Source organism: Streptomyces sp. NPDC023157 (genome assembly GCF_055560575.1).
In genome coordinates this window covers 215202-240097 of record NZ_JBVHIL010000009.1, presented here as the reverse complement: position 1 = coordinate 240097, position 24896 = coordinate 215202, and the positions used below count along the sequence as shown (strand labels likewise).

21 protein-coding genes are annotated in these 24896 nt (G+C 71.8%); 3 read left to right on the top strand and 18 right to left on the bottom strand.

Annotated features, from left to right (window positions below):
- Positions 1–106 precede the first annotated feature (106 nt).
- A complete protein-coding gene (locus ACZ3ZE_RS29730; RefSeq protein ID WP_361175626.1) occupies positions 107–2215 on the bottom strand; it encodes a phosphocholine-specific phospholipase C in 2109 nt (702 codons plus the stop codon).
- A gap of 247 nt (positions 2216–2462) precedes the next feature.
- On the opposite strand from ACZ3ZE_RS29730, the gene ACZ3ZE_RS29725 reads away from it, so the two are divergent.
- Positions 2463–3695, top strand: coding sequence for an acyltransferase family protein (locus ACZ3ZE_RS29725; RefSeq protein WP_467261438.1), 1233 nt, complete (start codon positions 2463–2465; stop codon positions 3693–3695).
- A gap of 7 nt (positions 3696–3702) precedes the next feature.
- Here ACZ3ZE_RS29725 and ACZ3ZE_RS29720 read toward each other — a convergent pair whose 3' ends face one another.
- The 10 genes from ACZ3ZE_RS29720 to ACZ3ZE_RS29675 all read right to left on the bottom strand — a co-directional run bounded on the left by ACZ3ZE_RS29720 (position 3703) and on the right by ACZ3ZE_RS29675 (position 15903).
- A complete protein-coding gene (locus ACZ3ZE_RS29720; protein WP_361175213.1) occupies positions 3703–5112 on the bottom strand; it encodes a ricin-type beta-trefoil lectin domain protein in 1410 nt (469 codons plus the stop codon).
- A 156-nt stretch (positions 5113–5268) separates the two neighbouring features.
- A complete protein-coding gene (gene gatB / locus ACZ3ZE_RS29715) occupies positions 5269–6780 on the bottom strand; it encodes an Asp-tRNA(Asn)/Glu-tRNA(Gln) amidotransferase subunit GatB (protein ID WP_361175216.1) in 1512 nt (503 codons plus the stop codon).
- Positions 6781–6795: 15 nt separating this feature from the next.
- Positions 6796–6975, bottom strand: coding sequence for a hypothetical protein (locus ACZ3ZE_RS29710; RefSeq protein WP_361175629.1), 180 nt, complete (start codon positions 6973–6975; stop codon positions 6796–6798).
- A gap of 62 nt (positions 6976–7037) precedes the next feature.
- Positions 7038–8540, bottom strand: a complete 1503-nt coding sequence (gatA, locus tag ACZ3ZE_RS29705) for an Asp-tRNA(Asn)/Glu-tRNA(Gln) amidotransferase subunit GatA (RefSeq protein ID WP_361175220.1) — start codon at positions 8538–8540, stop codon at positions 7038–7040.
- Between the two features lie 6 nt (positions 8541–8546).
- Complete coding sequence (gatC, locus tag ACZ3ZE_RS29700; RefSeq protein ID WP_329424456.1) at positions 8547–8843, bottom strand: Asp-tRNA(Asn)/Glu-tRNA(Gln) amidotransferase subunit GatC; 297 nt, start codon at positions 8841–8843, stop codon at positions 8547–8549.
- Positions 8844–8962: 119 nt separating this feature from the next.
- Positions 8963–11095, bottom strand: coding sequence for a putative bifunctional diguanylate cyclase/phosphodiesterase (locus ACZ3ZE_RS29695; RefSeq protein WP_361175223.1), 2133 nt, complete (start codon positions 11093–11095; stop codon positions 8963–8965).
- A gap of 273 nt (positions 11096–11368) precedes the next feature.
- Positions 11369–13546, bottom strand: a complete 2178-nt coding sequence (gene ligA, locus ACZ3ZE_RS29690; protein ID WP_361175226.1) for an NAD-dependent DNA ligase LigA — start codon at positions 13544–13546, stop codon at positions 11369–11371.
- A gap of 50 nt (positions 13547–13596) precedes the next feature.
- Positions 13597–14619, bottom strand: coding sequence for a methionine synthase (locus ACZ3ZE_RS29685; RefSeq protein ID WP_361175229.1), 1023 nt, complete (start codon positions 14617–14619; stop codon positions 13597–13599).
- Between the two features lie 35 nt (positions 14620–14654).
- Positions 14655–15353, bottom strand: a complete 699-nt coding sequence (locus ACZ3ZE_RS29680) for an SDR family oxidoreductase (RefSeq protein ID WP_442304416.1) — start codon at positions 15351–15353, stop codon at positions 14655–14657.
- Between the two features lie 7 nt (positions 15354–15360).
- Complete coding sequence (locus tag ACZ3ZE_RS29675; protein ID WP_361175235.1) at positions 15361–15903, bottom strand: LOG family protein; 543 nt, start codon at positions 15901–15903, stop codon at positions 15361–15363.
- Between the two features lie 97 nt (positions 15904–16000).
- On the opposite strand from ACZ3ZE_RS29675, the gene ACZ3ZE_RS29670 reads away from it, so the two are divergent.
- On the top strand, positions 16001–16624 hold the full coding sequence (locus ACZ3ZE_RS29670) for an alpha/beta fold hydrolase (protein ID WP_361623784.1): 624 nt from the start codon (positions 16001–16003) through the stop codon (positions 16622–16624).
- A 59-nt stretch (positions 16625–16683) separates the two neighbouring features.
- Here the strand turns inward: ACZ3ZE_RS29670 and mnmA are convergent, their stop codons facing one another.
- Positions 16684–17817, bottom strand: coding sequence for a tRNA 2-thiouridine(34) synthase MnmA (gene mnmA, locus ACZ3ZE_RS29665; protein ID WP_361623787.1), 1134 nt, complete (start codon positions 17815–17817; stop codon positions 16684–16686).
- A gap of 60 nt (positions 17818–17877) precedes the next feature.
- Here mnmA and ACZ3ZE_RS29660 point away from each other — a divergent pair, with 60 nt between their 5' ends.
- On the top strand, positions 17878–18633 hold the full coding sequence (locus tag ACZ3ZE_RS29660) for an N-acetylmuramoyl-L-alanine amidase (protein WP_361175244.1): 756 nt from the start codon (positions 17878–17880) through the stop codon (positions 18631–18633).
- Here ACZ3ZE_RS29660 and ACZ3ZE_RS29655 read toward each other — a convergent pair.
- The 6 genes from ACZ3ZE_RS29655 to ACZ3ZE_RS29630 all read right to left on the bottom strand — a co-directional run bounded on the left by ACZ3ZE_RS29655 (position 18626) and on the right by ACZ3ZE_RS29630 (position 24778).
- Complete coding sequence (locus ACZ3ZE_RS29655) at positions 18626–19789, bottom strand: cysteine desulfurase family protein (protein ID WP_361175248.1); 1164 nt, start codon at positions 19787–19789, stop codon at positions 18626–18628. The two genes, ACZ3ZE_RS29660 and ACZ3ZE_RS29655, sit on opposite strands and share 8 nt — an antisense overlap.
- 147 nt (positions 19790–19936) lie before the next feature.
- Positions 19937–20776 (bottom strand): thioesterase family protein, encoded by an 840-nt coding sequence (locus ACZ3ZE_RS29650; RefSeq protein WP_361175251.1) that lies wholly within the window; start codon positions 20774–20776, stop codon positions 19937–19939.
- A 23-nt stretch (positions 20777–20799) separates the two neighbouring features.
- The gene (locus ACZ3ZE_RS29645; protein WP_361175254.1) at positions 20800–21477 is read right to left on the bottom strand and encodes a trimeric intracellular cation channel family protein; all 678 of its coding nucleotides are present in this window, start codon (positions 21475–21477) and stop codon (positions 20800–20802) included.
- Positions 21478–21564: 87 nt separating this feature from the next.
- Positions 21565–22683 (bottom strand): ABC transporter ATP-binding protein, encoded by a 1119-nt coding sequence (locus ACZ3ZE_RS29640; RefSeq protein ID WP_361175257.1) that lies wholly within the window; start codon positions 22681–22683, stop codon positions 21565–21567.
- The gene (locus ACZ3ZE_RS29635; protein WP_361175260.1) at positions 22680–23783 is read right to left on the bottom strand and encodes an ABC transporter ATP-binding protein; all 1104 of its coding nucleotides are present in this window, start codon (positions 23781–23783) and stop codon (positions 22680–22682) included. Before ACZ3ZE_RS29635 ends, ACZ3ZE_RS29640 begins: the two co-directional genes overlap by 4 nt.
- Complete coding sequence (locus ACZ3ZE_RS29630; protein ID WP_361175263.1) at positions 23780–24778, bottom strand: ABC transporter permease; 999 nt, start codon at positions 24776–24778, stop codon at positions 23780–23782. Before ACZ3ZE_RS29630 ends, ACZ3ZE_RS29635 begins: the two co-directional genes overlap by 4 nt.
- Positions 24779–24896: the final 118 nt, after the last annotated feature.

The following is a 24896-nucleotide window of genomic DNA, read 5'->3' as shown; positions in this document are numbered from 1 at the left end:
TTTGACCGTTTCGTGGCGATCCTCACAGCCTGCCCGGAAGGGTCGGGACCGAGGTCCCGGCCCTTCCTGGACGGTCGGCCGTGCCCGGGGCGCTCCCTCTGCCCCGCTACCCGGAGACGCTGGGGCGCCCGTTCTCGATGTGACCCATGAGGCGCCGGCGGAAGCCGTCGGGGCCGGTCACCTCGACGTCGTACCAGCCGTCGGCGTCGGCGGCGGAGTGCACGACGGTACGGGTCCGGCCGGGCTTGACCGTGACGGTACGGGTCCAGCGGCCGTGGCCGCCGAGGTCCTCGGGGTCCACGTAGCCGAGCGGCCGGACGGTGAAGGAGACCGGGGCCGCGGAGTCGTTGCGGACGGTGAGGTGCAGGTCACGGTCGTGATGGTCGACGCGCGAGGCGAGCTGGGCGCCTGCGTCGGCGGGGCCCTCGAACTCGCGGCGGAAGCCGTTGGGGCCGGTGACCGTGAAGCGGTACCGCTCCCCGGTAAGGGGGACCGCCCATTGCGCCGTGCCCCTTACATCCCGGTGCTGCGGGACGGCGAACTCGCCCGCGTACGGGTAGAGCGCGAAGTGCGCGCTCGCCCGGCCGGTGTTCCGCAGCGCGACGGTGACGGTGCCCTCGCCGACCGTGGCCGAGGCGTCCGGCTGGTACGGCAGCGGGCGCGCCGGGCGGGTGCCGGGCTCCTGGACGGGCATCGCCTGCACCGCCGGCGGCTGCGGGCGCCAGCGGCCGGTGAAGGGCGGGACGGGTCCGGGCTGCTCGACGGGCGGTTGCCTGCGGGTGCGCTGGAAGTCGAAGGCGGAGGTGAGGTCGCCGGTGACGGCCCGCCGCCAGGGGGTGATGTTGGGCTCCTGGACCCCGGTCAGCTGTTCCAGGAAGCGGATCACGGAGGTGTGGTCGAAGGTCTCGGAGCAGACGAAGCCGCCGACCGACCACGGGGAGACCACCAGCAGTGGGACCCGGATGCCGAGGCCGGTGGGCTGGCCCTTCCAGCGCTCGGCGTCGCCCGCGGGGTCGTCGGCGGCCGGGACGGGCGGGGGCACGTGGTCGAAGAAGCCGTCGTTCTCGTCGTAGTTGATCAGCACGACGGTGTGGCGCCAGACCTCGGGGTGGGCGCCGAGCGCGTCGAGCACCTTGTAGACGAGGGAGGCCGAGGCGACCGGCGAGGAGGCGCCGGGGTGCTCGGAGTCGACCGCGGAGGGCACGAGGTAGGAGACCTCGGGGAGCGTCCCGGCGGCGACGTCGGCGCGGAAGGCGTCGGCGAGGGTGCCGGTCTCGACCCGGCGGAGGCCGCGCTCGAAGAGGGAGCGCTCGGCGTCGGTGAGGGTCGCCACGCCCTCCTCCAGGAGTCCGAGCAGACGGCTCCGCTCGGCGGGGTCGTCGGTGTCGCGGACGGCGGCGTAGAAGGACTCCATGAAGGTGTGGCCGCCGGTGCCCGCGAGCGCCTTGCGGGCGACGTTCTTGAAGCTGGTGAAGAACTCGATGTTGTTGTCGGTGAAGTTCTCCCACTCGGTGTACGTCTTCCAGCTGCGCCCGGCGGCTTCGAGCCGCTCGGCGTAGGTGGACCAGCCGTAGCCGGGGTGGGTGCCCTCCGCGTAGGCGGCGTTGGTGACGGCGCGGCTGCCGTCGGCCTCGTGGCCGGTCCAGCCGGACCAGAGGTGGTTGCGGTTGGGGCTGGTGGAGGTGTGGATCGAGGAGTGATAGGCGTCGCAGATGGTGAAGGTGTCGGCGAGCTCGTAGTGCAGCGGGATGTCACGCCGGTCGTAGTACGCCATGGTGGCCGCGGTCTTGGCCGAAACCCACCCGTCCATCCACCCCCCGTGCCACGCCTTCCCGCCGCCGCCCCAGGAGTGGTCGAGGTCGCCGATGTACTGGAGGTCCTTCTTCTGCGTCTCGGCGGCCCCGCGGACGGGGAACGGCAGCACGGTCCGGCCGGCCGCGCCGGGCTGTTCGAAGACGGGCCTGCCGGAGGGCAGTTCAATGGCGTTGCGGTCGCCGAATCCGCGGACGCCGCGCAGGGTGCCGAAGTAGTGATCGAAGGAACGGTTCTCCTGCATCAGGATCACGACGTGCCGCACCGCCGAAAGCCCCCCGGCCGGCGGCTCGGCAGCCATCGCGGCCTGCAACGACGGCGGCAGAAGCGATCCTGCGGCGGCGACGCCGAGAGCACCGCCGCCCAGCGCGAGAAGCCTCCTGCGGGACAGCTCCCGGTTCATCTCCGTGGACAAGACCGACCTCCGAGTCGCGGACCTGACGACCAATGGTTCCTCGTCGAGCCATTGGGTGGTACGGCGAGGACGGTAGTGAGACCGGATGACGGAGAGAAGACCCGACGAGGACACGACGGTGAACGTCCAAGGGAACAGCCCGTGCGTCCAAGCGATTTTCAGCCACTCATGAGGTGCGGGCAACCATCCAAGGGGGTAGCGGGTCGTACGGGGGCAACCGATCCGTGAGGAACACATGAACGCCACCCGTACGCCTGAACGGCCCGCGATCCCGGACGAACAGGCCCCGGCGCGCGGCGCCGAACGCCCCGCCGAGCCCTCCGCCGGAGCCCCCGCCGGAGCCCCGGCCGAAGCCACCACCGGGCCCTCGGCCGGGCCGCCCCGGCTGGCCGTGGTCGACGGGCTGCGTCTGGTCGCGGCGCTCACCGTGGCCGCGTTCCACTTCCTCGGCACGCCGAAGTTGGGCACCTGGGGCGAGTCGCCGAAGGTCTTCGCGTACCTCGTGCACCGGGCCGCGATGTACGGCTGGCTCGGCGTCGAGATGTTCTTCCTCATCAGCGGGTTCGTCATCTGTATGAGCGCCTGGGGCCGCACCCCGGGCGAGTTCGCCGTGTCGCGGATCTCCCGCCTGTTCCCGGCGTACTGGTTCGTACTGCTGCTGATCTGCGTACGGGTCGCGCTGATCCCCTTGCGGACCGAGGACCCGGGGACCATGCTCCATCCCCGGGCGCTCGTCGCGAACCTGACGATGCTCCCCGGGCCGCTCGGGTCCGACCTGCTCAACGGCGTCGCCTGGACCCTCGACGTGGAGGCCCGCTTCTACCTGCTCATGGTCCTCGTGCTGAGGTTCGGCGCCACGTACGAGCGGATGCTGGGCTTCTGCACCGTGTGGCTGGTCGCCGCGTTCGTCACCCACTCCCAGCGGCTCACCCTGCTCGACCAGTTCGTCCTGAGCACCTACGCGGGCCTCTTCGTCGCCGGGATCGTGCTCTACCTGATGTGCCGCTTCGGGCAGAACCTGATGCTGTGGACCCTGATGGGCCTCGCCTGGGCCTACCAGCTCAGCGTGCTCCAGATCCGGGTGAACTGGCACCTCGCCACGTCCGGCACGACGAACACCGTCTCCTGGACGCTGAGCGCGCTGCTCCTCACCGCGTTCCTCGGCGTGCTGATGCTGGCCACGCTCGGGCCGCTGCGGCACGTGCGCCACCGCTGGCTGATCACCGCCGGCGCCCTCACGTACCCGTTCTACCTGCTGCACGTGAGCATCGGCATCCCGTTCGCCAAGGGCCTCACCCACCACGTCCCGGCGCTCGGGCACTGGGGCACCCTGGCCGTCACCACCAGCTCCGTGCTGCTGCTCTCCTACGCCATCCACCGCTGGGTCGAGCGCCCGGTGGGCCGCCTCATGCGAAACGGGCTCCGCCGCGGGCTGAAGCCCGCGGAGAAGCCCGCCTTCACAAGCTGAGCAGAGGTCAGGAACGCTGCCACCGCTGGTTCGGCGCGCCGTTGCCGTACCAGAGGGCGACCGAGCTGCCCGGGGCGGTGGCCTCACCCGAGACGTCCAGGTTGAAGCCGTTCATCTGGTTGGTCACCGTGCCGTCGGCGTTGAGGTTCCACTTCTGGTTGTCGCCGCCGTTGCAGTACCAGATGATCAGTGCGCGCGTGCCGTGGTCCGCGTCCAGGCACATGTTCCCGTAGACGCGCAGTTCCTTCTCGGGGGTGTACGCCCACTGCTGGTTCGGCGAGCCGGCGGTGCACCACCAGATGATCAGCGAGCTGCCGGCCTCCTTCGAGGCGCCGGGCACGTCCAGGCAGTGGCCGGAACCGACGCCGCGCAGCACGCCGTTGGCGACGGAGGGGCGGCCGGTGCCGAACCAGGCCCAGGCGAGCCGGTCGGCGGCGGACTGGTTGGTGGTGCGCAGCGTCAGGTCCGTACCGGTGCCCTGGAGCTCGGTGAGGCTGTACCAGTCGCCGTTGCGCAGCCCCGGCCAGTAGACCGAGCCCATGCCGAGCTCGCGCAGGGTGTCCGTGTCGCCCTGGAGGTAGGCGATCTCGTGGGAGCCGTTGGTCGGGCCGTTGTAGTCGAGACCGGTGGTCAGCGTCGCGCCGAACTCGGTGAGGACCGTACGGGAGGCACAGCCGCCGACCTTGGTGCGCAGGTCGGCTGCCCACTGGGCGCGGTCCGTCCAGTCGCCGTGCCAGAAGCCGTAGTGGTGCAGGGAGAGGTGGGTGCCGGTCAGGCGGGAGTCGGCGCACACCGGGCGCACGTCCTCGCTGTAGCCGGTGCCGCCGACGAAAACGCGTTCGCGCGCGATGTTCTGGCCGTGGTCGGTCAGCCAGCGGGCGGCCGTGTCGGTCCACTGCGCGGCGGTGTAGCCGAACGGCTCGTTCATCGGCTCGAAGTAGACCTGGCGGGAGTCGCCGTACTTGGCGATGATCGTCGACCACATGGCGTCGTAGGACGCCTGGTTGTCGATCCGCCCGTCCTTCGTCTCGGGGGCTTCCCAGTAGCCGAGCAGGACCTTGGCGCCCTTGTGCAGGGCGGCGTCGATGGCCCCCGTGTACGACTGCCAGTACGGGCCGTTGACGGTGGCCGGGTTGACGGGCATCCGGACCGTGTTCACGCCGAACTTGCTCTGGAACTGGCCGACGATCGCCCCGGCCTTGGCGTAGGTGGTCGTGAAGTCGTCGGTCTTCGACAGACCCGACAGGACCAGCTCGTCGCTCGCGTAGTTGTCCCTCGGGTCGGCCCAGTTGACGCCCTGGAACTGGCCGCTGTCGGTGGCCGCGGCGGCCTCCGCCGCGAGCGGACCGGCCTGGAGGCCTATCAGTGACAGACAGCCCGCGGCCAGGAAGGCCAGGGCTCTGCGAGAGGCGGACATACGTTCCCCCGTACGGTTCGATGTGCAGGCAGCAGAAAGATCATGTGCTGATCGGCGCGATCGTATCCACAGCTCCTCCGCACACGACAGGGCGCCCCGCCCGGAAGCCGAAGCTCCGGTGCGGGGCGCCCTCGTGCCCGTACGGGAAGAGCCGGATCAGCCTTCGCTGACGCCCAGCTTCTCCAGGATCAGGTCCTTCACGCGCGCCGCGTCGGCCTGACCACGCGTGGCCTTCATGACCGCGCCGACCAGCGCGCCGACCGCCGCGACCTTGCCGCCGCGGATCTTGTCGGCGATGGCCGCGTTGCCCGCGATGGCCTCGTCGACGGCCGTGCCGAGCGCGCCGTCGTCCGAGACGACCTTCAGACCGCGCTTCTCGACGACCTCGTCCGGGGTGCCCTCGCCGGCGAGGACGCCCTCGATGACCTGGCGGGCCAGCTTGTCGTTCAGGTCACCGGAGGCGACCAGGGCCGACACGCGGGCGACGTCCGCCGGGGTGATCGGGAGCTCGTCGAGCGCGACGCCCTGCTCGTTGGCGTTACGGGCCAGCTCGCCCATCCACCACTTGCGCGCCGACGCCGCGTCGGCGCCCGCCTCGATGGTGGCGACGATCGGGTCGACCGCGCCCGCGTTGAGGATGGCCTGCATGTCCAGCTCGGACACGCCCCACTCCTCGCGCAGCCGGTTGCGGCGCACCCGCGGCAGCTCCGGCAGGGTCGCCCGCAGCTCCTCGACCCAGGCACGGGCCGGGGCGACCGGGACCAGGTCCGGCTCCGGGAAGTAGCGGTAGTCCTCGGCGTTGTCCTTGATCCGGCCGGAGGTGGTGCTGCCGTCGTCCTCGTGGAAGTGACGGGTCTCCTGGAGGATCGAGCCGCCCGACTGCAGGACCGCGGCGTGGCGCTGGACCTCGAAGCGCGCCGCCCGCTCCACGGAGCGCAGCGAGTTGACGTTCTTCGTCTCCGAACGCGTACCGAAGGTGGTCGTACCCTTCGGCATCAGCGACAGGTTGACGTCGCAGCGCATCTGGCCCTTGTCCATGCGCGCCTCGGAGACGCCCAGGGCGCGGATCAGCTCGCGCAGCTCCGCCACGTACGCCTTGGCGACCTCGGGAGCACGCTCCCCCGCACCGACGATCGGCTTGGTGACGATCTCGATGAGCGGGATGCCGGCCCGGTTGTAGTCGAGCAGCGAGTGCGAGGCGCCGTGGATGCGTCCGGTCGCGCCACCGATGTGGGTGGACTTGCCGGTGTCCTCCTCCATGTGGGCGCGCTCGATCTCCACGCGGAAGATCTCGCCGTCCTCCAGCTGGACGTCCAGGTAGCCGTCGAAGGCGATGGGCTCGTCGTACTGGGAGGTCTGGAAGTTCTTCGGCATGTCCGGATAGAAGTAGTTCTTCCGGGCGAAGCGGCACCACTCGGCGATCTCGCAGTTCAGCGCGAGACCGATCTTGATGGCGGACTCGACGCCGATCGCGTTGACGACCGGCAGCGCGCCCGGCAGACCGAGGCAGGTCGGGCAGGTCTGCGTGTTGGCGTCCTGGCCGAGCTCGGTCGAGCAGCCGCAGAACATCTTGGTCTTGGTGCCCAGCTCGACATGGACCTCAAGGCCCATGACGGGGTCGTACGTGGCGAGCGCCGCTTCGTACGACAGCAGTTCAGTGACAGTCACGGTGGAACTTCCCTCTCAGCCCAGCAGGACGTCGTCGTCGCCGAGACGCTTCAGCTCGCGGTACAGGATCGCGAGGCCGGTGACGATGGCGGCGGCGGACACGACGGCGTCGACCAGCTTCAGCGTGTCGTGCTCGGCGCGCGCCTTCTTGACCTGCTTCGCCACGCTGATGACGCCGAACGCGGTGGTGCCCATCGAGACGTACGTGCCGGTCTTGGACTTCTTGAAGCCCTTGGCCTTCTGCAGTGCACTGGTACTCACAGCGACGGAGCCTCCTCAAGCAGCGGGTGGCCCCACTTTTCCACGAAGGCGGCCTCGACGGCGGCACCGACCTTGTAGAGCCGGTCGTCCTTCAGGGCGGGGGCGATGATCTGCAGCCCGACCGGCAGGCCGTCCTCCGGCGCGAGGCCGCAGGGCAGCGACATGGCGGCGTTGCCCGCCAGGTTGGTCGGGATGGTGCACAGGTCCGCGAGGTACATCGCCATCGGGTCGTCGGCGCGCTCGCCGATCGCGAAGGCGGTGGTCGGGGTCGTCGGGGAGACGATCACGTCGACCTGCTCGAAGGCGGCCTCGAACTCGCGGGTGATGAGGGTACGGACCTTCTGGGCCGAGCCGAACCAGGCGTCGTAGTAGCCCGAGCTCAGCGCGTACGTACCGAGGATGATGCGGCGCTTGACCTCGGGGCCGAAGCCGGCCTCGCGGGTGAGCGCGGTGACCTCCTCGGCGGACCGGGTGCCGTCGTCGCCGGTGCGCAGGCCGTAGCGCAGACCGTCGAAGCGGGCCAGGTTGGAGGAGCACTCCGACGGGGCGATCAGGTAGTACGCGGAGAGCGCGAGGTCGAAGGTGGGGCAGTCCAGCTCCACGATCTCGGCGCCCAGCGACTTCAGCAGCTCGACGGACTCGTCGAAGCGCTGCACGACACCGGCCTGGTAGCCCTCGCCGCGGAACTGCTTGACGACGCCGACGCGCATCCCGGCGACCGAGCCGTTGCGGGCCGCCTCGACGACCGGCGGGACCGGCGCGTCGATGGAGGTCGAGTCGAGCGGGTCGTGCCCGGCGATGGCCTCGTGCAGCAGGGCCGCGTCGAGGACCGTACGGGCACAGGGGCCGCCCTGGTCGAGCGAGGACGAGAAGGCCACCATGCCGTAGCGGGAGACCGCGCCGTAGGTCGGCTTGACGCCGACCGTGCCGGTGACGGCGGCGGGCTGGCGGATGGAACCGCCGGTGTCCGTGCCGATGGCGAGCGGGGCCTGGTACGCGGCGAGCGCGGCCGAGGAGCCACCGCCGGAGCCGCCGGGGATCCGGGTGAGGTCCCACGGGTTGCCGGTCGGGCCGTACGCGCTGTTCTCCGTCGAGGAGCCCATCGCGAACTCGTCCATGTTGGTCTTGCCCAGGATGACCACGTCGGCGGCCTTCAGCCGCTTGACGAGGGTCGCGTCGTAGGGCGGGATCCACCCTTCGAGCATCTTGGAGCCGACCGTGGTCGGGATGCCCATCGTGGTGAAGATGTCCTTCAGCGCGAGCGGGACACCGGCGAGCGGGCCCAGCTTCTCGCCGCGGGCACGCTTCTCGTCCACGGCGCGGGCCTGCGCCAGCGCGCCCTCGCGGTCGACGTGCAGGAAGGCGTGGACCTTCTCGTCCACGGCCTCGATCCGGGCCAGGTGGGCCTCGGTGACCTGGACGGCGGTGAGCTCGCCGGAGGCGATCTTCGCCGCGATCTCGGCGGCGGTGAGCTTGATAATGAGGCTGTTGTCCGTCATGACTTCTTAGTCCTCCCCCAGGATCTGCGGCACCTTGAAACGCTGCTGCTCCTGGGCCGGGGCGCCGGAGAGCGCCTGCTCGGGGGTGAGCGACGGACGGACCTCGTCCGCGCGCATGACGTTGGTCAGCGGCAGCGGGTGGGAGGTCGGCGGTACGTCTTGGTCGGCGACCTCGGAGACGCGGGCGACCGCACCGATGATGTCGTCGAGCTGACCGGCGAAGTGGTCGAGCTCTCCGTCGGCGAGTTCCAGACGCGCCAGCCGTGCGAGGTGGGCGACCTCCTCGCGCGTGATGCCAGGCATGCAGAGATCCTCAGGGTGAGTCTTGTGGATGTACCGCAATCCTATGGGGCGCGGGCCGCCCTCACGAACAGGGAGGGGTCATCCCGTCGGCGCGGGGTCTCCCGGCGGGGGCCCGGGCGTCACTGGACCACGTGTCCCGACGGGTGGTCGAGGTCCGCCGCCGCCTGCTCCGCCGCGAGCGCGGCGATCTCCGAGGGGCGGCGCCAGCCGTGCTCGCCGCGGGCGAGCAGCCAGGCGGTGGCCTCGCCGGGCGGCATCGCGGCGGCGACCAGCCAGCCCTGGACCGCGTCGCAGCCCAGGTCGCGCAGCCGCTCCCAGGTCTCGTCGTCCTCGACGCCCTCGGCGACGACGAGCAGGCCCAGGGAGTGGGCGAGGTCGACGGTGCAGCGGACGATCTCGGCGTCCTCGTTGTCGACGGCCAGCCGGGCGACGAAGGAGCGGTCGATCTTCAGCTCGCTCACCGGGAGGCGGCGCAGGTGTACGAGGGAGGAGTAGCCCGTGCCGAAGTCGTCGAGCGACATCTTGACGCCGTGACCGGTGAGCCCGGCCATGGTGTCGGCGGCCCGCTGCGGGTCCTCCAGGAGGACGTGCTCCGTTATCTCCAGCTGGAGCGCCCCGGCGGGTACGCCGTGCCGGGCGAGCCGGGCGGCGACGGCGCCGGCGAAGCCGGGGGTGTGGACGTCGCGCGGGGAGACGTTGACGGCGACCGGCACGTTGAGGCCCTGGGCGCGCCAGCGGGCGACCTGGGCGAGGGCGGTCTCCAGGACGTACTCGGTGAGGTGGGGCATCAGGCCGGAGGACTCGGCGATGGCGATGAACTCGTCCGGCGGGACCTTGCCGCGCTCGGGGTGGACCCAGCGGACGAGCGCCTCCAGGCCGGCGACCTGGCCGTCGAAGCGGACCTTGGGCTGGTAGTGCAGTTCGACGTCGCCGGCGTCGAGGGCGCGGCGCAGGTCGCCGAGGAGGCCGAGGCGGTCGGGGGTGTTGGAGTCGCGCTTCGACTCGTACACCTCGACGCCGGTGCGGTCCCGCTTGGCCTGGTACATCGCCACGTCGGCGCGGCGCAGCAGGCCCTCGGCGTCGAGGGCGTGCTCGGGGAAGACGGCGACGCCGGCGCTGGCCTCCAGGACGAGGGTGAGCCCGTCGAGGTCGAGCGGCGAGGAGAGTTCGGCGACGAGGTGGCGGGCGACGCGCTGGGCGCTGGTGGTGGAGTCGGCGGTGGGCAGCAGGACGGCGAACTCGTCGCCGCCGAGCCGGGCGGCCTCGGCGCCGCGGGGCAGGGCGAGGCGGAGCCGTTCGGCGATCTGGAGGAGCAGCCGGTCGCCGGCGAGGTGCCCGAGGGTGTCGTTGACCGAGCGGAAGCGGTCGAGGTCGATGAGGACGAGCGCGGAGCGGACGCCCTCGCCCTCGGCCTCCTCCAGAGCGGTCCAGGTGCGTTCCAGGAGCCACTGGCGGTTGGGCAGTCCGGTGAGCGGGTCGCGCAGCTGTTCCTCGGCGCGGGCGCGGGCGATCCACAGGGTGGAGTCGAGGGCGATCAGCGGGACGACGAAGAGCGGCAGCATCGCGGGGTGGGCGACGGCGACGACGCAGATGAGGGGGGCGATGCCGAGCAGGGCGACGGCGACGAGGCCCTGGCGGAGCAGGGCGGTGCGGGCCGCGGTGGGCAGGGTGCCGCTCTGGGGGGCGAGCGCGTACCACAGGAGCATGCGGGTCACCACGAGGTAGGCGACGGCGGCGAGCACCACTTCCGGTACGTCGGCGATCCCCCAGTCGAGGGGCTGCCAGGGGTCGGCGACGGTCGGGACGTCGCCGAACGTGGCGAGGACGAGGGCGGCGGCGCAGGCGCCGATCACGTCCACGGCGCCGTGCAGCAGGCCGTGCCGCCAGCGGTTGCGGCGGGCGGCGGCGACGAGCACGACGACGGAGAGGGAGACGAGACAGGCGGGCACCCAGCCGTAGAGCAGCAGGACGGCCAGGGTGAGGGCGGCGCCGGAGCCGGTGCCGCCCCACCAGCGGTCGCGGCCGAGCGCGACCAGATGGCCGACGATGAGCCCGGTGAGGACGGCCAGCGACCAGCCGGTGCCGCCGCCGGGGAAGAGCCCCTGGCCTGCGCTGAGCGTCCGGTACAGCCCGGCGGTGAGCACGACGGCGGCGATGCCCACCAGCGCTCCGGGCAGCCCGGAGGTGATGCCCACGAACGCCGCACGGCCCTGGGGTCGTGCGACCGGGGCGGCACTCTCGGTCGGTTTCATTCCCGTCCCTCTCACAGCCGGCGGTGCCGTCGCAACGCGGGGGCCGTCGTCATGCCACTGGGCCGTCGTGCCGTCGCTCGTCGTACCGCGTGTCCTGCTCCTGCGTCCGGCAGGGCCCTCACACAGCCGTGCGCGACGGACGCACGGTCACCACACTAGGCCGCGGAGGGCTCCGACGGGCAGCGCTCTTCCTCTCTTGCCCGAATGCGACCCGGCCACCCGTAACGATCTGGTATGCGCCGAACGGGTGAGCCTCCGCGGCCTGTCGAGGGACTACTCGGCGACCGGGAGGGCCACCTCCCGAGCTGCTTCGGGACCCTGTTCCAGCAGGACGGCGAAGCCCTCCTCGTTCAGAACCGGAACCTTCAGCTGCATCGCCTTGTCGTACTTCGAACCCGGGTTGTCCCCGACAACGACAAAGGCGGTCTTCTTCGAAACGGAACCTGTCACCTTCGCTCCACCGGCTTGGAGCGACTCTTTTGCGCCATCCCTGGTGAAGTTCTGCAGGGTGCCCGTCACGACCACCGTCAGACCGTCGAGCGGACGCGGCCCGGTCTCCTCGCCGGCGCCCTCGTCCTCCAGGCTCACCCCGGCCGCCCGCCACTTGCGCACGATCTCCCGGTGCCACTCCTCGGCGAACCACTGCTTCACCGCCGTCGCGATGATCCCGCCGACGCCGTCGACCGCGGCCAGCTCCTCCTCGCTCGCCTGCTCGATCCGCTCCAGCGAACGGAACTCGCGGGCCAGCGCCTCGGCCGCCACCGGGCCCACGTGACGGATCGACAGGCCGTTGATGAAGCGGGCCAGCGGGCGCGTCTTCGCTGCGGCGATGTTCTCCAGCATCGCCAGCGCGTTCTTCTTCGGCTCGCCCTTCTGGTTGGCGAAGACCGTGACGATCTTCTCCTCGCCGGTCTTCGGGTCCCGCTTGGGCAGTCCGCTGTCCGGATCGAGGACGTACGCCTTGATCGGCAGCAGCTGCTCGATCGTCAGGTCGAACAGATCGCCCTCGTCGAGCAGCGGCGGCCGGGCCGGCTCCAGCGGGCGGGTGAGCGCCGCCGCCGCGACCGCGCCGAAGTTCTCGATGTCCAGGCACTGGCGGCCGGCCAGGAAGAACAGCCGCTCCCGCAGCTGGGCGGGGCACGTCCGCGCGTTGGGGCAGCGCAGATCGATGTCCCCCTCCTTCATCGGCTTCAGCGGCGTGCCGCACTCCGGGCACTCCGCCGGCATCACGAACGCCCGCTCGCTGCCGTCCCGCAGGTCCGCCACCGGGCCCAGGATCTCCGGGATGACGTCACCGGCCTTGCGCAGCACGACCGTGTCGCCGATGAGCACGCCCTTGGCCTTCACCACCTCCTGGTTGTGCAGGGTGGCGAACTCGACCTCGGAACCGGCCACCGTCACCGGCTCCACCTGCGCGTACGGCGTGACGCGCCCGGTGCGGCCGACGCCGACCTTGATGTCGACCAGCTTGGTGTTGACCTCCTCCGGCGCGTACTTCCACGCGATCGCCCAGCGCGGGGCGCGGGCCGTGGAGCCGAGCCGGCCCTGGAGCGGGATCTCGTCCAGCTTGACGACGACCCCGTCGATCTCGTGCTCCACCGAGTGCCGGTTCTCACCGAAGTACGCGATGAACTCCCGTACGCCGTCGAGCGAGTCGACCACCCGGTTGTGCCGGGCGGTGGGCAGGCCCCACTCGCGCAGCAGCTCGTAGGCGTGCGACAGGCAGTCGATGTCGAAGCCCTCGCGGGCGCCGATGCCGTGCACCACCATGTGCAGCGGGCGGGTCGCCGTCACCTTCGGGTCCTTCTGGCGCAGCGAACCCGCCGCCGCGTTGCGCGGATTGGCGAAGGGCTTGTCGCCGGCCTCGACCAGCCGCGCGTTCAGCCCCTCGAAGGCCTCCATCGGGAAGTAGACCTCGCCGCGGATCTCCACGAGCGCCGGGACCCGGTCGCCGTGCAGCCGGTCCGGGACGTCCGCGATGGTCCGCACGTTCGGCGTGATGTCCTCGCCGGTGCGGCCGTCGCCGCGGGTCGCCGCGCGGGTCAGCCTGCCGTGCTCGTACGTCAGGTTCACGGCCAGGCCGTCGACCTTCAGCTCGCACAGGTAGTGGAAGTCGGAGGTGCCGACGTCCCGGCCGACGCGCTCGGCCCAGGTGGACAGCTCCGCGTCGTCGAACGCGTTGTCCAGGGACAGCATCCGCTCGCGGTGCTCCACGGAGGTGAACTCCGTCTCGTACGCCCCGGCGACCTTCTGGGTCGGCGAGTCCGGCGTCCGCAGCTCCGGATACTCCTCCTCCAGGGCCTCCAGGGCCCGCAGGAGCCGGTCGAACTCCGCGTCGCTGACGACCGGCTGGTCCTTCACGTAGTACCGGAAGCGGTGCTCCTCGACCTGCTCCGCCAGCTCGGCGTGCTTCTCCCGCGCCTCGGCGGGGGCCCCCTGTTCGACTGCCACCGTTCCTCGTCCTCCCGATGCCTGAAACCCGGTCACCCCGGTCACCCCGGTCACTCAGGGTTGTCCGCGAGCGATCTCGCCGCCCGGGCGCAGTGGGCGAGCGCCTTGCGGGCGTACTCCGGAGAGGCGCCCGCGAGGCCACAGGTCGGGGTGACCACCACGGACTTCGCGAGAGTCCCCGGATTCAGCCCCAGCCTGCGCCACAACGTCCTGACACCCATGACGCTACCGCCCGGGTCCGACAATGCCCCCGAGGCCGGGTCCGTCGACGGCACCACACCGGCGAACAGCACGGTCCCGCCCTCCACCGCCTCGCCGATCGGCTCCTCGTCACGCTCGGTGAGCAGCCCGAAATCGAACGAGACACCGGCCGCGCCGGCCCGCCGCAGCAGCCCGAACGGCACGCCGGGGGCGCAGGAGTGCACCACCACCGGCCCGTCGTGCGCCGCCATCACCTCGCGCAGCGTGCCCTCCACGACCTGCCGGTCGACGGCCGGGTAGGTGCGGTAGCCGCTGGCGGTACGGATCTGCCCGAGCAGCACCGACGTCAGCGAGGGCTCGTCGAACTGGAGCACGAGACGGGCGCCCGGGACGCGCCTGCGGACCTCGGCGAGATGCCCGCGCAGCCCCTCCGCGAGCGAGCCCGCCAGATCCCGTACGGCCCCCGGATCCCCGAGCATCGCCTCGCCGCCCCGCAGCTCCAGCGCCGCCGCGAGCGTCCACGGCCCCACCGCCTGCACCTTGAGCGGCCCCTCGTACCCCTGGGTGAACTCCTCCAGGGCGTCGAGGTCCTCCCCCAGCCAGGACTTCGCCCGCCGGGTGTCGCGCCCCGGCCGGTCGCTGATCCGCCAGCCGCTGGGCTCCACGTGCGCGTACAGCTCGACGAGCAGCCCCACGGTCCGCCCGATCATGTCCGCACCGGGCCCCCGCGCGGGCAGCTCCGCCAGGAACGGGAAGTCCTCGAAGGACCCGCTGACGGTCTTGGCGGCCTCCCGCGCGTCACCGCCGGGCATGGACCCGACACCGGTGGCGGGGGCCCAGGGGAATGCGTTCTTGTCGCTCTTCTCGCTCACCCGGGAAGCGTACGTGGAGGCAGGCGGCCGGCGGATCAGCGTCCCGGGCGGACCGACAGGTCGTTGACCTCGGCGTCGCGCGGCAGGTCGATCGCCATGACGATCGTCGTGGCGACGGACTCGGGGTCGATCCACTTCTCGGCGTCGTACTCCTTGCCCTCCTGCTGGTGCACCTTCGCCTGCATGGGGCCGGCCGTGCGGCCCGGGTACACCGAGGTGACCCGGACGCCGTTGCCGTGCTCCTCGTGGCGCAGGGAGTCGGCGAGCGCCTTGAGGCCGTGCTTGGAGGCGGCGTACGCGCTCCACGCGGCGTGCGCGTTGAGGCCGGCGCCCGAGTTCACGAAGACGACATGGCCCCTGGCGACCCTCAGCTGGGGCAGGAAGTGCCGGGTCAGCTCGGCGGGGGCCACCAGGTTGACGTTCAGCTGGTGGTGCCAGGTCTTGGGGGTGAGCTCACCGACCGGCCCGAGGTCGACCACGCCCGCGATGTGCAGCAGGGTGTCGACCCGCTCGGGCAGGGTCTGGTGCGAGAACGCCCAGGACAGCCGGTCCGGCTCCGCGAGGTCCCCGACGAGGGTCCGCGCCCCCGGGAACTCGGCCGCCAGCTCCTTCGCCCGCCCCGCGTTCCGCGCGTGCAGCACGAGCTCGTCCCCGCGCGCGTGCAGCCGCCGCGCGACGGCGGCACCGATGCCGGAGCCCGCTCCGGTGATCACATGAGTAGCCATGGGGCCCATGCTCGCATCATCCGCGCGAGGCCACGGCCTCCTCCAGATACCGCAGCGCCGCCGCCCCGTCCTCCGCGAAGAAGACCAGGTCGGCCAGCGGGAGCGGGAGGAAGCCCTCCTCTTCCATGCGGCGGAACTGGGCCTTCAGGCCGTCGTAGAAGCCCTCGGTGTTGAGCAGCACGACCGGCTTGGTGTGCTTGCCGTGCTTCTTCAGCTCCAGGATCTCGGTGGCCTCGTCGAGGGTGCCCGTGCCGCCGACCATGACGACGATCGCGTCCGACTTGGCGAGCAGCAGCGCCTTGCGCGCGGCGAGGTCCTTCGTCACGACCATCTCGTCCGCGCGGGGGCGGGCCTTCGCGGCGAGGAAGTCGACCGAGACGCCGACCAGACGCCCGCCCGCCTCCTCCACGCCGTCCGCGACGACCTTCATCAGGCCCGAGTCGGAGCCGCCCCAGACCAGGGTGTGGCCGGCCTTGCCGAGGCGGGTGGCGAAGTCGCGGGCGGGGGTCGTGTAGCGCGCGTCGAGGTCGGCGGCGGAGAGGAAGACGCAGATGTTCATGGGCCCCACGGTAGGCCTTCGGACCGGCATCGAGGATTTTCCGGGAAGTTCCGCCGGGGAGCGATGAGTTCCGGGAGCCGTCCCGGTCTGAGCTTCCATGGACGAGGTGTACTTCACGGCGGGCCGGGCCCCGGGCCTGGTCACGGCAGAGGACGGGACACGGATCCCCTACGAGCGGTACGGGGACGGGCCGCCGGTCATCCTGGTGGGCGGGGGCCCCGGGACGGCCGGCGGCGAACGGGCACTGGCCGGGCTGCTCGCCCGGAGATTCCCCGTCGTCGTCTACGAGCGGCGGGGCGGGACGGGCCCCGTCGAGCGAGAGATCGGGGACCTCGCGCTCCTCGTGGACGCCGTCGGCGGGGTCGCGGCCGTGCACGGCACGGCCTCCGGCGGCGGTCTCGCGCTCGCCGCCGCGGCGGCCGGGGTGCCGGTCGGGGCGGTGTCCGTGTACGAGCCGCCGTACGCCGCCGAGGCCGCCGACGGGCTCGGCCGGGTCCTGGCCCGCGTCCTCGTGCTCGACGGCGGCTCCAGCCCCGCCGGGACCCGCCGGGCCGCCCGCACCGTCGCCGCGGCCGTCCCCCGCGGACGGCACCGCACGCTCACGGGGCAGACGCACGAGGTGGCACCGCACGTGCTCGCGCCGGTGCTGGCGGAGTTCCTGGAGGGGTTCCTCGACCTCGACGGGGACGGGTACGCCGGGGCGGGGCGGGACGGCGGGTGATCGGGCCGGGGCCGGTCGGGGCGGGCTGAGACGGACCCGGCCTGGCCGGACCCGGGCCGTCAGGCTCGCTGGCGCGCCGCGGTCGCTCGTACCGTCGTCGCGATCGTCGCCGAGCCCACCACGCGCGTGTCGTCGTACAGGACGATCGCCTGGCCGGGGGCCACGCCCTTGACCGGCTCGTCGAAGGTGACCGTCAGTTCGCCGTCCGTCAGTTCCGCGTCGACCGGCGTCTCGCCGCCGTGGGCGCGGAGCTGGGCGGTGTAGCGGCCGGGGCCCTCGGGGGGCGTGCCGCACCAGCGGGGCTTGATCGCGGTGAGGCCCGTGACGTTCAGGGACTCGGCGGGGCCGACGGTGACCGTGTTGTTCACCGGGGAGATGTCGAGGACGTAGCGGGGCTTGCCGTCCGGGGCCGGGTGCCCGATGCGCAGGCCCTTGCGCTGGCCGATGGTGAAGCCGTACGCGCCCTCGTGGGTGCCGATCGTGGCGCCCGACTCGTCGACGATGTCGCCCTCCGCCTTGCCCAGGCGGGCGGCGAGGAAGCCCTGCGTGTCGCCGTCCGCGATGAAGCAGATGTCGTGGCTGTCGGGCTTCTTCGCGACCGCCAGGCCGCGCCGCTCCGCCTCCGCGCGGATCTCGTCCTTCGTCGTCAGGGTGTCGCCGAGCGGGAACATGGCGTGCGCCAGCTGCTTCTCGTCGAGGACGCCCAGGACGTACGACTGGTCCTTGGCCATGTCCGAGGCCCGGTGCAGCTCGCGCGTGCCGTCCTCGCGCACCAGCACCGTCGCGTAGTGGCCGGTGCACACGGCGTCGAAGCCGAGGGCGAGGGCCTTGTCGAGGAGCGCCGCGAACTTGATCTTCTCGTTGCAGCGCAGGCACGGGTTGGGCGTGCGGCCCGCCTCGTACTCCGCGACGAAGTCGTCCACGACGTCCTCGCGGAAGCGCTCCGCCAGGTCCCACACGTAGAACGGGATGCCGATGACGTCGGCCGCCCGGCGGGCGTCGCGCGAGTCCTCGATGGTGCAACAGCCCCGCGCCCCGGTACGGAAGGACTGCGGGTTCGCGGACAGGGCGAGGTGCACGCCGGTGACGTCGTGGCCGGCCTCTACGGCGCGGGCCGCGGCGACGGCGGAGTCGACCCCGCCGGACATGGCGGCGAGGACACGGAGGGGGCGCTGCTGCGGGGTCTGAGTCATAGCCCTACCAGGGTACGGGGCCGGGGAACCGTGGTCGCCGGAGTAAGCGTTCTCGGTCATATGGGGAACCAGGGGAACGGCAAGAGCGGGACGAGCGGGACGAGCGGCAAGCGCGCGAAGAGCGGCGGGGGCGGCAAGAGCGGGAAGGGCGGTCAGCGGAAGGGCGGGCCCGGGCGGCGGGCGTTCCTGCTCGGGGGCGGGGTCGCCGTCGTCGGCACCGCCGTGCTCGCCCGGGAGGAGCTGGCCCGGCTGTGGTGGCGGCTGCCGGGGACCGAGCGGCGGCGGACCGAGGGCGAACTCGACCACAAGGGCGCCGAGTGGAGCGCGGCGTCCCGCTACAACTGGCGGCGGGCGGACCGGCCCGACGACTACGTCGTCGACCGGATCGTGATCCATGTCGTGCAGGGCAGCTACGCCTCGGCGCTGAAGGTCTTCAAGGACCCCGCACACGCGGCCGCCGCGCACTACGTGGTGCGCAAGGACGGGCACATCGCGCAGATGGTCCGCGAGCTCGACGTCGCCTTCCACGCGGGCAACCGCGACATGAACGAGCGCAGCGTCGGCATCGAGCACGAGGGCTTCGTCGACCGGCCCGAGGACTTCACGGCGGCGATGTACGGGGCGTCGGCGCGGCTGACCGCCGACATATGCCGGCGGTACGGGATACCCGTCGACCGGGAGCACATCATCGGGCACGTCGAGGTGCCGGGGACCGACCACACCGACCCCGGGCCGCACTGGGACTGGGAGCGGTACATCGGGCTCGTACGGAAGGAGCGGGCGCGGCTGGACCGGACGCCCGCCCCGGTCAGCTGAGGCCGGCCGTCCTCGCCCGTTCCACCGCCGGGCCGATCGCCTCCGCCACCGCCGCCACGTCCTCCTTGGTGGACGTGTGGCCGAGCGTGAAGCGGAGGGTGCCGCGGGCCAGGTCCGGGTCCGTGCCCGTCGCGAGCAGCACATGGCTCGGCTGCGCGATGCCCGCGGTGCACGCGGAGCCCGTCGAGCACTCGATGCCGGCGGCGTCCAGGAGGAGGAGCAGGGAGTCGCCCTCGCAGCCGGGGAACGTGAAGTGCGCGTTGGCCGGGAGGCGGTCGTCCGGGTCGCCGCCGAGCAGCGCGTCGGGGACCGCCGTACGGACCGCCGTGACCAGCTCGTCGCGCAGGGCGCCCACCGTACGGGCGAACTCCTCGCGGTCCTCCGCCGCGAGGCGTCCGGCCACGGCGAAGGCCGCGACGGCCGGGACGTCGAGGGTGCCGGAGCGGACATGGCGCTCCTGGCCGCCGCCGTGCAGGACCGGGACGGGGGTGTACTCGCGGCCCAGGAGCAGGGCGCCGATGCCGTACGGGCCGCCGATCTTGTGGCCCGAGACCGTCATCGCGGCGAGGCCCGACGCGGCGAAGTCCACCGGGACCTGGCCGAAGGCCTGGACCGCGTCGGCGTGCAGCGGCACGTCGAACTCGGCCGCCACGTCCGCCAGTTCGCGGACCGGCATGATCGTGCCGATCTCGTTGTTCGCCCACATCACGGTCGCGAGCGCGACGGAGCCTGGGTCGCGGGCGATGGCCTCCCGCAGGGCCTCCGGGTGCACCCGGCCGTACCGGTCCACCGGGAGGTACTCGACCGTGGCGCCCTCGTGGGTGGCCAGCCAGTCGACCGCGTCCAGCACGGCGTGGTGCTCCACCGGGCTCGACAGGACGCGGGTGCGGCGCGGGTCGGCGGCGCGGCGGGCCCAGTAGAGGCCCTTGACGGCGAGGTTGTCGGCCTCGGTGCCGCCCGAGGTGTAGACGACCTCGCTGGGGCGGGCGCCGAGCGCGCTCGCGAGCGTCTCGCGGGCCTCCTCAACGGTCCGCCGGGCGCGTCGGCCTGCGGCGTGCAGCGAGGAGGCGTTGCCCGTGACGGCGAGCTGGGCGGTCATCGCCTCGATCGCCTCGGGGAGCATGGGCGTGGTCGCCGCGTGGTCGAGGTAAGCCATGGTGGGTCGATTCTACGAGGCCGGGGTGGGCGGGCCGTCGTGTGGCCTGTTTGTGGCGGTGGGATCCCGCCGTGGCCTTCGTCCCCTGCACTCGCTTCCGAGCCCTCGCCCCGACACCCGCGGGTTCACGGGGGCCGGGTGCCGCTGTCAGGCTCGTGGTGCTCTTGCCAGCTGGCGGGACTGGGCTACCAGGCGGTCGGCGGAGTCCCAGACTTCCGCGTCCTCTTCGAGGAAGCCGCCGGCCAGGTTGCGGGTGGTGATGGAGACGCGCAGGGGGCCGGGGGCCGGGCGGCAGCGGACGTGGGTGGTGAGCTCCACCGTGGGGGTCCAGCCCTTGAGGCCCAGCTCGAAGGAGGTCGGCGGGAGTGCGTCGACCGTGAGGAGGAGGGAGAGCGGGTCCGGGTCGCGGGCGTCGGCCAGGCCGAACCAGGCGCGCATCTCGCCCTTGCCGGAGGGTGCGCCGATCGCCCAGCCCACGCACGCCGGGTCCAGGCGGATGTCCAGGCGTTCCGTGATGGCCGAGGAGCCGGGGATCTGGGGGGTCGGGCCGTCCGAGGCGCCGAAGCACTGGTCGATGGGGGCCATGGCCGGCGGGGTCGCGGTGGTGCGGACGTCGGCGGGGAGCGCGTCCAGGTCGCCGTAGGAGGCGAGGACGCGGATGCGCTCGATCTCGGTGCCGTCCTCCGCGTACTGGAAGAGGGAGGCCTGGCCGGTGGAGAGGGTGCGGCCGGTGCGGACCGTCTCCGTGCGGATGACCGCCGGGCCCGGCACGGACGGCGTCAGGTAGTGCGCCGAGATGGTGAACGGGTCCGGGTGCGGCAGGTGGTCGCCGAGGGCTCGGCCGAGGAGGGCGAGGAGGTAGCCGCCGTTGACCGCCTGGATGATCGTCCACCCCGCGGAGAGTTCGGCGTCGTAGACGCCCGGGGCGCGCAGGGTGACGGCCGTGTCGCGGTCGAACTCGCTCGTCGCCTCGATGCTCGTGCTCATGGCGGCGACCGTACAGTATTTAGCTACTGAGCGGTAGCTTTTTCGGGCTCCTCCCGGCCCGAGGAACGCCGGTTCCAGGCGCGCGGCGCCCGCCAGTGGTAGCGCATCGCCAGGAGGCGCAGCAGGAACGCGGTGAGCACGGCCGCGCCGCTCGTGAACGCGTTGAGCGCGTCGAAGCGGATGCACAGCACCACCATCGTGGCGCCCACCATCGCCGGCACGGCGTACAGGTCGCGGTCCCAGCGCAGCAGCGACGGCACCTCGTTGGCCAGCACGTCGCGCAGCACACCGCCGCCGACGGCCGTCGCCAGGCCGAGCGCCGCGGAGGAGGTGAGGCCGAGGCCGTAGTCGTACGCCTTGGTGGTGCCCGTGACGCAGAAGAGTCCGAGGCCCGCCGCGTCGAAGACGTTGACCGCGGTCTGGGTGCGCTCCACCTCGGGGTGCAGGAAGAAGACCAGGACGCTCGCGACCAGCGGCATCAGGAAGTAGCCGAGGTCCGTGAAGGCCGCCGGGGGCACCGCGCCGATGATCAGGTCGCGGACGATGCCGCCGCCGAGCGCCGTCGCCTCGGCGAGGACCGCGATGCCGAAGACGTCGAAGTTCTTGCGGACGGCGAGGAGGGCGCCGGAGATCGCGAAGACGAAGATGCCGATGAGGTCCAGGGCGTGCTGGACGGAGGGATTGAACAGATCGTGGAGCACCGCCCCATTGTCCCGGTTGTTCCCGGGGGCGCACACACGGACGCGAGGCCCCCACCGCCGGGCGGGCGGTGGGGGCCTCGCGGGTGTTCAGGACTCCGGGGTCGGCTCGTCCGTCGTGTCCGCTTCCTCGGCGGACGGCTCCGGCTCGGCCGGCTCGGGCTTCTTCGTGATCGTGACCTCCACCGACTCGCGGGCCGCGGGGACCGTCACGCCCTCGGCGTTCTCCGGGTGGTGGCAGGCCACGCGCTGGCCCGGCCGCAGCTCCAGGAGCGGGGGCTCCTGGGTCTTGCACACCTCCGTCGCCTTCCAGCAGCGGGTGTGGAAGCGGCAGCCCGGCGGCGGGGCGATCGGCGACGGGACGTCACCGGTCAGCAGGATCCGGTCGGTCTTCTGGCCCCGGCGGCGCGGGTCCGGGATCGGGACCGCGGACATCAGCGCGCGGGTGTACGGGTGCATCGGGGACTCGTACAGGGACTTGCGGTCGGCGAGTTCGACGACCTTGCCCAGGTACATGACGGCGATGCGGTCCGACACGTGCCGGATGACCGACAGGTCGTGCGCGATGATCACGTAGGTGAGGCCGAGCTCTTCCTGGAGGTCGTCCAGGAGGTTGACCACCTGCGCCTGGATGGAGACGTCCAGGGCGGAGACGGGCTCGTCCGCGACCACCAGCTTGGGCTTGAGCGCGAGGGCGCGGGCGATGCCGATGCGCTGGCGCTGGCCGCCCGAGAACTCGTGCGGGTAGCGGTTGTAGTGCTCGGGGTTGAGGCCGACCAGGCCGAGGAGGCGCTGGACCTCCTTCTTCACGCCGCCCTCGGGCTCGACGCCCTGCAGCTTGAAGGGGGCCGAGACGATCGCGCCGACCGTGTGGCGCGGGTTCAGGGAACCGTACGGGTCCTGGAAGATCATCTGGACGTCGCGGCGCAGCGGACGCATCTTCGCGACCCCGAGGTGCGAGATGTCCGTGCCCTCGAACTCGATCTTCCCGCCGGTCGGTTCGAGCAGGCGGGTGATCAGGCGGCCCATCGTCGACTTGCCGCAGCCGGACTCGCCGACCACGCCGAGGGTCTCCCCGGGGTAGACCTCGAAGTCGATGCCGTCGACCGCCTTCACGGCGCCGGTCTGGCGCTGCAGCAGCCCCTTCTTGATGGGGAAGTGCTTCTGCAGGCCGGTGACCTTCAGCAGGGGTTCCGTCGTCTCGCTCACAGCTTCGGCGCAATCTCTTCGGTCCAGATCCGGTTCCGCTCCTCCTGCGACATGTGGCAGGCCGAGAAGTGTCGGGAACCGGTCTCCGTCAGCTCGGGGCGTACGGTCCGGGTGATGCCGCCCTTGGGGACGTCCGCGTAGGGGCAGCGCGGGTTGAAGGCGCAGCCGCTGGGAACGTTGATGAGGCTGGGCGGGTTGCCCTTGACCGGGATGAGCCGCTCGGTCTGCTCCCGGTCGATGCGCGGCATGGAGCCCAGCAGGCCCCAGGTGTAGGGATGCTTCGGCTCGTAGAAGACGTCCTCGGCCGAACCGCGCTCCACGCACCGCCCGCCGTACATCACGAGGATGTCGTCGGCGATCTCGGCGACCACGCCGAGGTCGTGGGTGATGATGACGACCGCGGAGCCGAACTCCTTCTGGAGGTCCCGCATCAGGTCGAGGATCTGCGCCTGGACGGTCACGTCGAGCGCGGTGGTCGGCTCGTCCGCGATGAGCAGTTCGGGGTTGTTGACCAGCGCCATCGCGATCATCGCGCGCTGGCGCATGCCGCCGGAGAACTCGTGCGGGTAGTTGTCGAAGCGCTTGGCCGGCTCGGGGATGCCCACCCGGTCGAGGAGTTCGACGGCCCGCTTGCGGGCGGTCTTCTTGTCGACGGGGTGGTGGACCCGGTAGGCCTCCACGATCTGGTGCCCGACCGTGTAGTACGGGTGCATCGCGGACAGCGGGTCCTGGAAGATCATCGCCATCTCGCGGCCGCGCATCTTCCGCACGGTGTCCGCGTCGGCGGTGAGCAGCTCCCGGCCGTTGAGCCAGATCTCGCCGGAGATGCGGGCCTTCTGCCGGCCGTACTGGCCGACGGTGTGCAGGCCCATGATGCCGAGCGAGGTGACCGACTTGCCGGAGCCGGACTCGCCCACGATGCCGAGGGTCTTGCCCTTCTCCAACTGGAAGCTGAGGCCGTCGACCGACTTCACCAGGCCGTCGTCGGTCGGGAAGTGGATCTTCAGGTCGCGGACGTCGAGGAACGCGTCGGAGGGCGCGTTCCCGGTGGCGACCGGCTCGCCGACGGCGGCGCCGGTCTGTGCCAGCTTGTCGGTCATGCCAGCCTCACTCGGGGGTCGATCACTGCGTACAGAAGGTCCACCACGAGGTTCGCGAGGACGACACAGGCGGCGGTGATGAGCGTGACGGCCATGATCAGCGGCAGGTCGCGGTCGCTCACGCCCTTGATGGCCATCCAGCCGAGGCCCTGGAGGTTGAACGCGGTCTCCGTCAGGATCGCGCCGCCGACGAGGGCGCCGAGGTCCATGCCGAAGATGGTCAGGATGGGGGTCATGGTGGAGCGCATGGCGTGCTTGCCGAGCACGACCGGCTCCGGCAGGCCCTTGGCCCGGGCGGTGCGGATGTAGTCCTCGCCGAGGACCTCCAGCATGGTGGCGCGGGTGAGGCGCGCGTACATCGCCGCGTACAGGAAGGCGAGGGTGACCCACGGGAGGATCAGACCGCCGAACCAGCCGCCGATCGATTCGCCGAGCGGTACGTACGTGGCGTCGAGCCAGCCCAGCTGGGTGCGGAAGACGAGCATCGCCAGCATGGCCGTGAAGAAGATGGGGAGCGAGACGCCGGCGAGCGCGGTGATCATCGCCGCGCGGTCGACGATCGTGCCCCGCTTGAGCGCGGAGAGCACACCTGTGGAGACGCCGAGGACCAGCCACAGCACGGCCGCGCCGATGACCATGGACAGGGTGATCGGGAAGGCGTCGACCAGCATGGACCAGACGTCCTGCTCGGTCTTGAACGAGTAGCCGAAGCAGGGCGCCGCGCAGTGGATGGAGTCGCCGCCGCCCACGTAGTCGCGGCCGACGAAGATTCCGGAGACGAAGTGCCAGAACTGCACCAGGATCGGATCGCCGAGGCCCAGCTTCTGACGGACGCCCTCGATGGCAGCCGGATCCGCCTGCTTGCCGACGAACATCGCGGCAGGGTCGCTGCCGGTCAGCTTGGGGATGAGGAAGAAGATGCTGAGCGTCACCAGAGTGACGACGAGCAGCATCATGACGACGGCGAAGAGCCGTCGGATTATGTATGCAAGCATGCGGTCGGCCGGTCGGGGGGCCGGGGGCCCCCCCCGGCCCCCCCGCCCCCCCCCCCCCCCCCCCCCCGCCCCGAGGCCCAAACCGCGGGGGGGCCGGGGGGGGGCGGGGGGTTTAGAA

Excerpts from the sequence above, each read along its gene's own strand:
- ACZ3ZE_RS29650 (WP_361175251.1), bottom strand. The coding sequence starts at position 20,776 with ATGAGCACGAGCATCGAGGCGACGAGCGAGTTCGACCGCGACACGGCC.
- ACZ3ZE_RS29655 (WP_361175248.1), bottom strand. The coding sequence starts at position 19,789 with ATGGCTTACCTCGACCACGCGGCGACCACGCCCATGCTCCCCGAGGCG.
- ACZ3ZE_RS29630 (WP_361175263.1), bottom strand. The coding sequence starts at position 24,778 with ATGCTTGCATACATAATCCGACGGCTCTTCGCCGTCGTCATGATGCTG.
- ACZ3ZE_RS29660 (WP_361175244.1), top strand. The coding sequence starts at position 17,878 with ATGGGGAACCAGGGGAACGGCAAGAGCGGGACGAGCGGGACGAGCGGC.
- ACZ3ZE_RS29680 (WP_442304416.1), bottom strand. The coding sequence starts at position 15,353 with ATGGGCCCCATGGCTACTCATGTGATCACCGGAGCGGGCTCCGGCATC.
- ACZ3ZE_RS29635 (WP_361175260.1), bottom strand. The coding sequence starts at position 23,783 with ATGACCGACAAGCTGGCACAGACCGGCGCCGCCGTCGGCGAGCCGGTC.
- ACZ3ZE_RS29670 (WP_361623784.1), top strand. The coding sequence starts at position 16,001 with ATGGACGAGGTGTACTTCACGGCGGGCCGGGCCCCGGGCCTGGTCACG.
- ACZ3ZE_RS29695 (WP_361175223.1), bottom strand. The coding sequence starts at position 11,095 with ATGAAACCGACCGAGAGTGCCGCCCCGGTCGCACGACCCCAGGGCCGT.
- ACZ3ZE_RS29730 (WP_361175626.1), bottom strand. The coding sequence starts at position 2,215 with ATGAACCGGGAGCTGTCCCGCAGGAGGCTTCTCGCGCTGGGCGGCGGT.
- gatA (WP_361175220.1), bottom strand. The coding sequence starts at position 8,540 with ATGACGGACAACAGCCTCATTATCAAGCTCACCGCCGCCGAGATCGCG.
- ACZ3ZE_RS29725 (WP_467261438.1), top strand. The coding sequence starts at position 2,463 with ATGAACGCCACCCGTACGCCTGAACGGCCCGCGATCCCGGACGAACAG.
- ACZ3ZE_RS29720 (WP_361175213.1), bottom strand. The coding sequence starts at position 5,112 with ATGTCCGCCTCTCGCAGAGCCCTGGCCTTCCTGGCCGCGGGCTGTCTG.
- ACZ3ZE_RS29710 (WP_361175629.1), bottom strand. The coding sequence starts at position 6,975 with ATGGGCACCACCGCGTTCGGCGTCATCAGCGTGGCGAAGCAGGTCAAG.
- gatC (WP_329424456.1), bottom strand. The coding sequence starts at position 8,843 with ATGCCTGGCATCACGCGCGAGGAGGTCGCCCACCTCGCACGGCTGGCG.
- mnmA (WP_361623787.1), bottom strand. The coding sequence starts at position 17,817 with ATGACTCAGACCCCGCAGCAGCGCCCCCTCCGTGTCCTCGCCGCCATG.
- ACZ3ZE_RS29675 (WP_361175235.1), bottom strand. The coding sequence starts at position 15,903 with ATGAACATCTGCGTCTTCCTCTCCGCCGCCGACCTCGACGCGCGCTAC.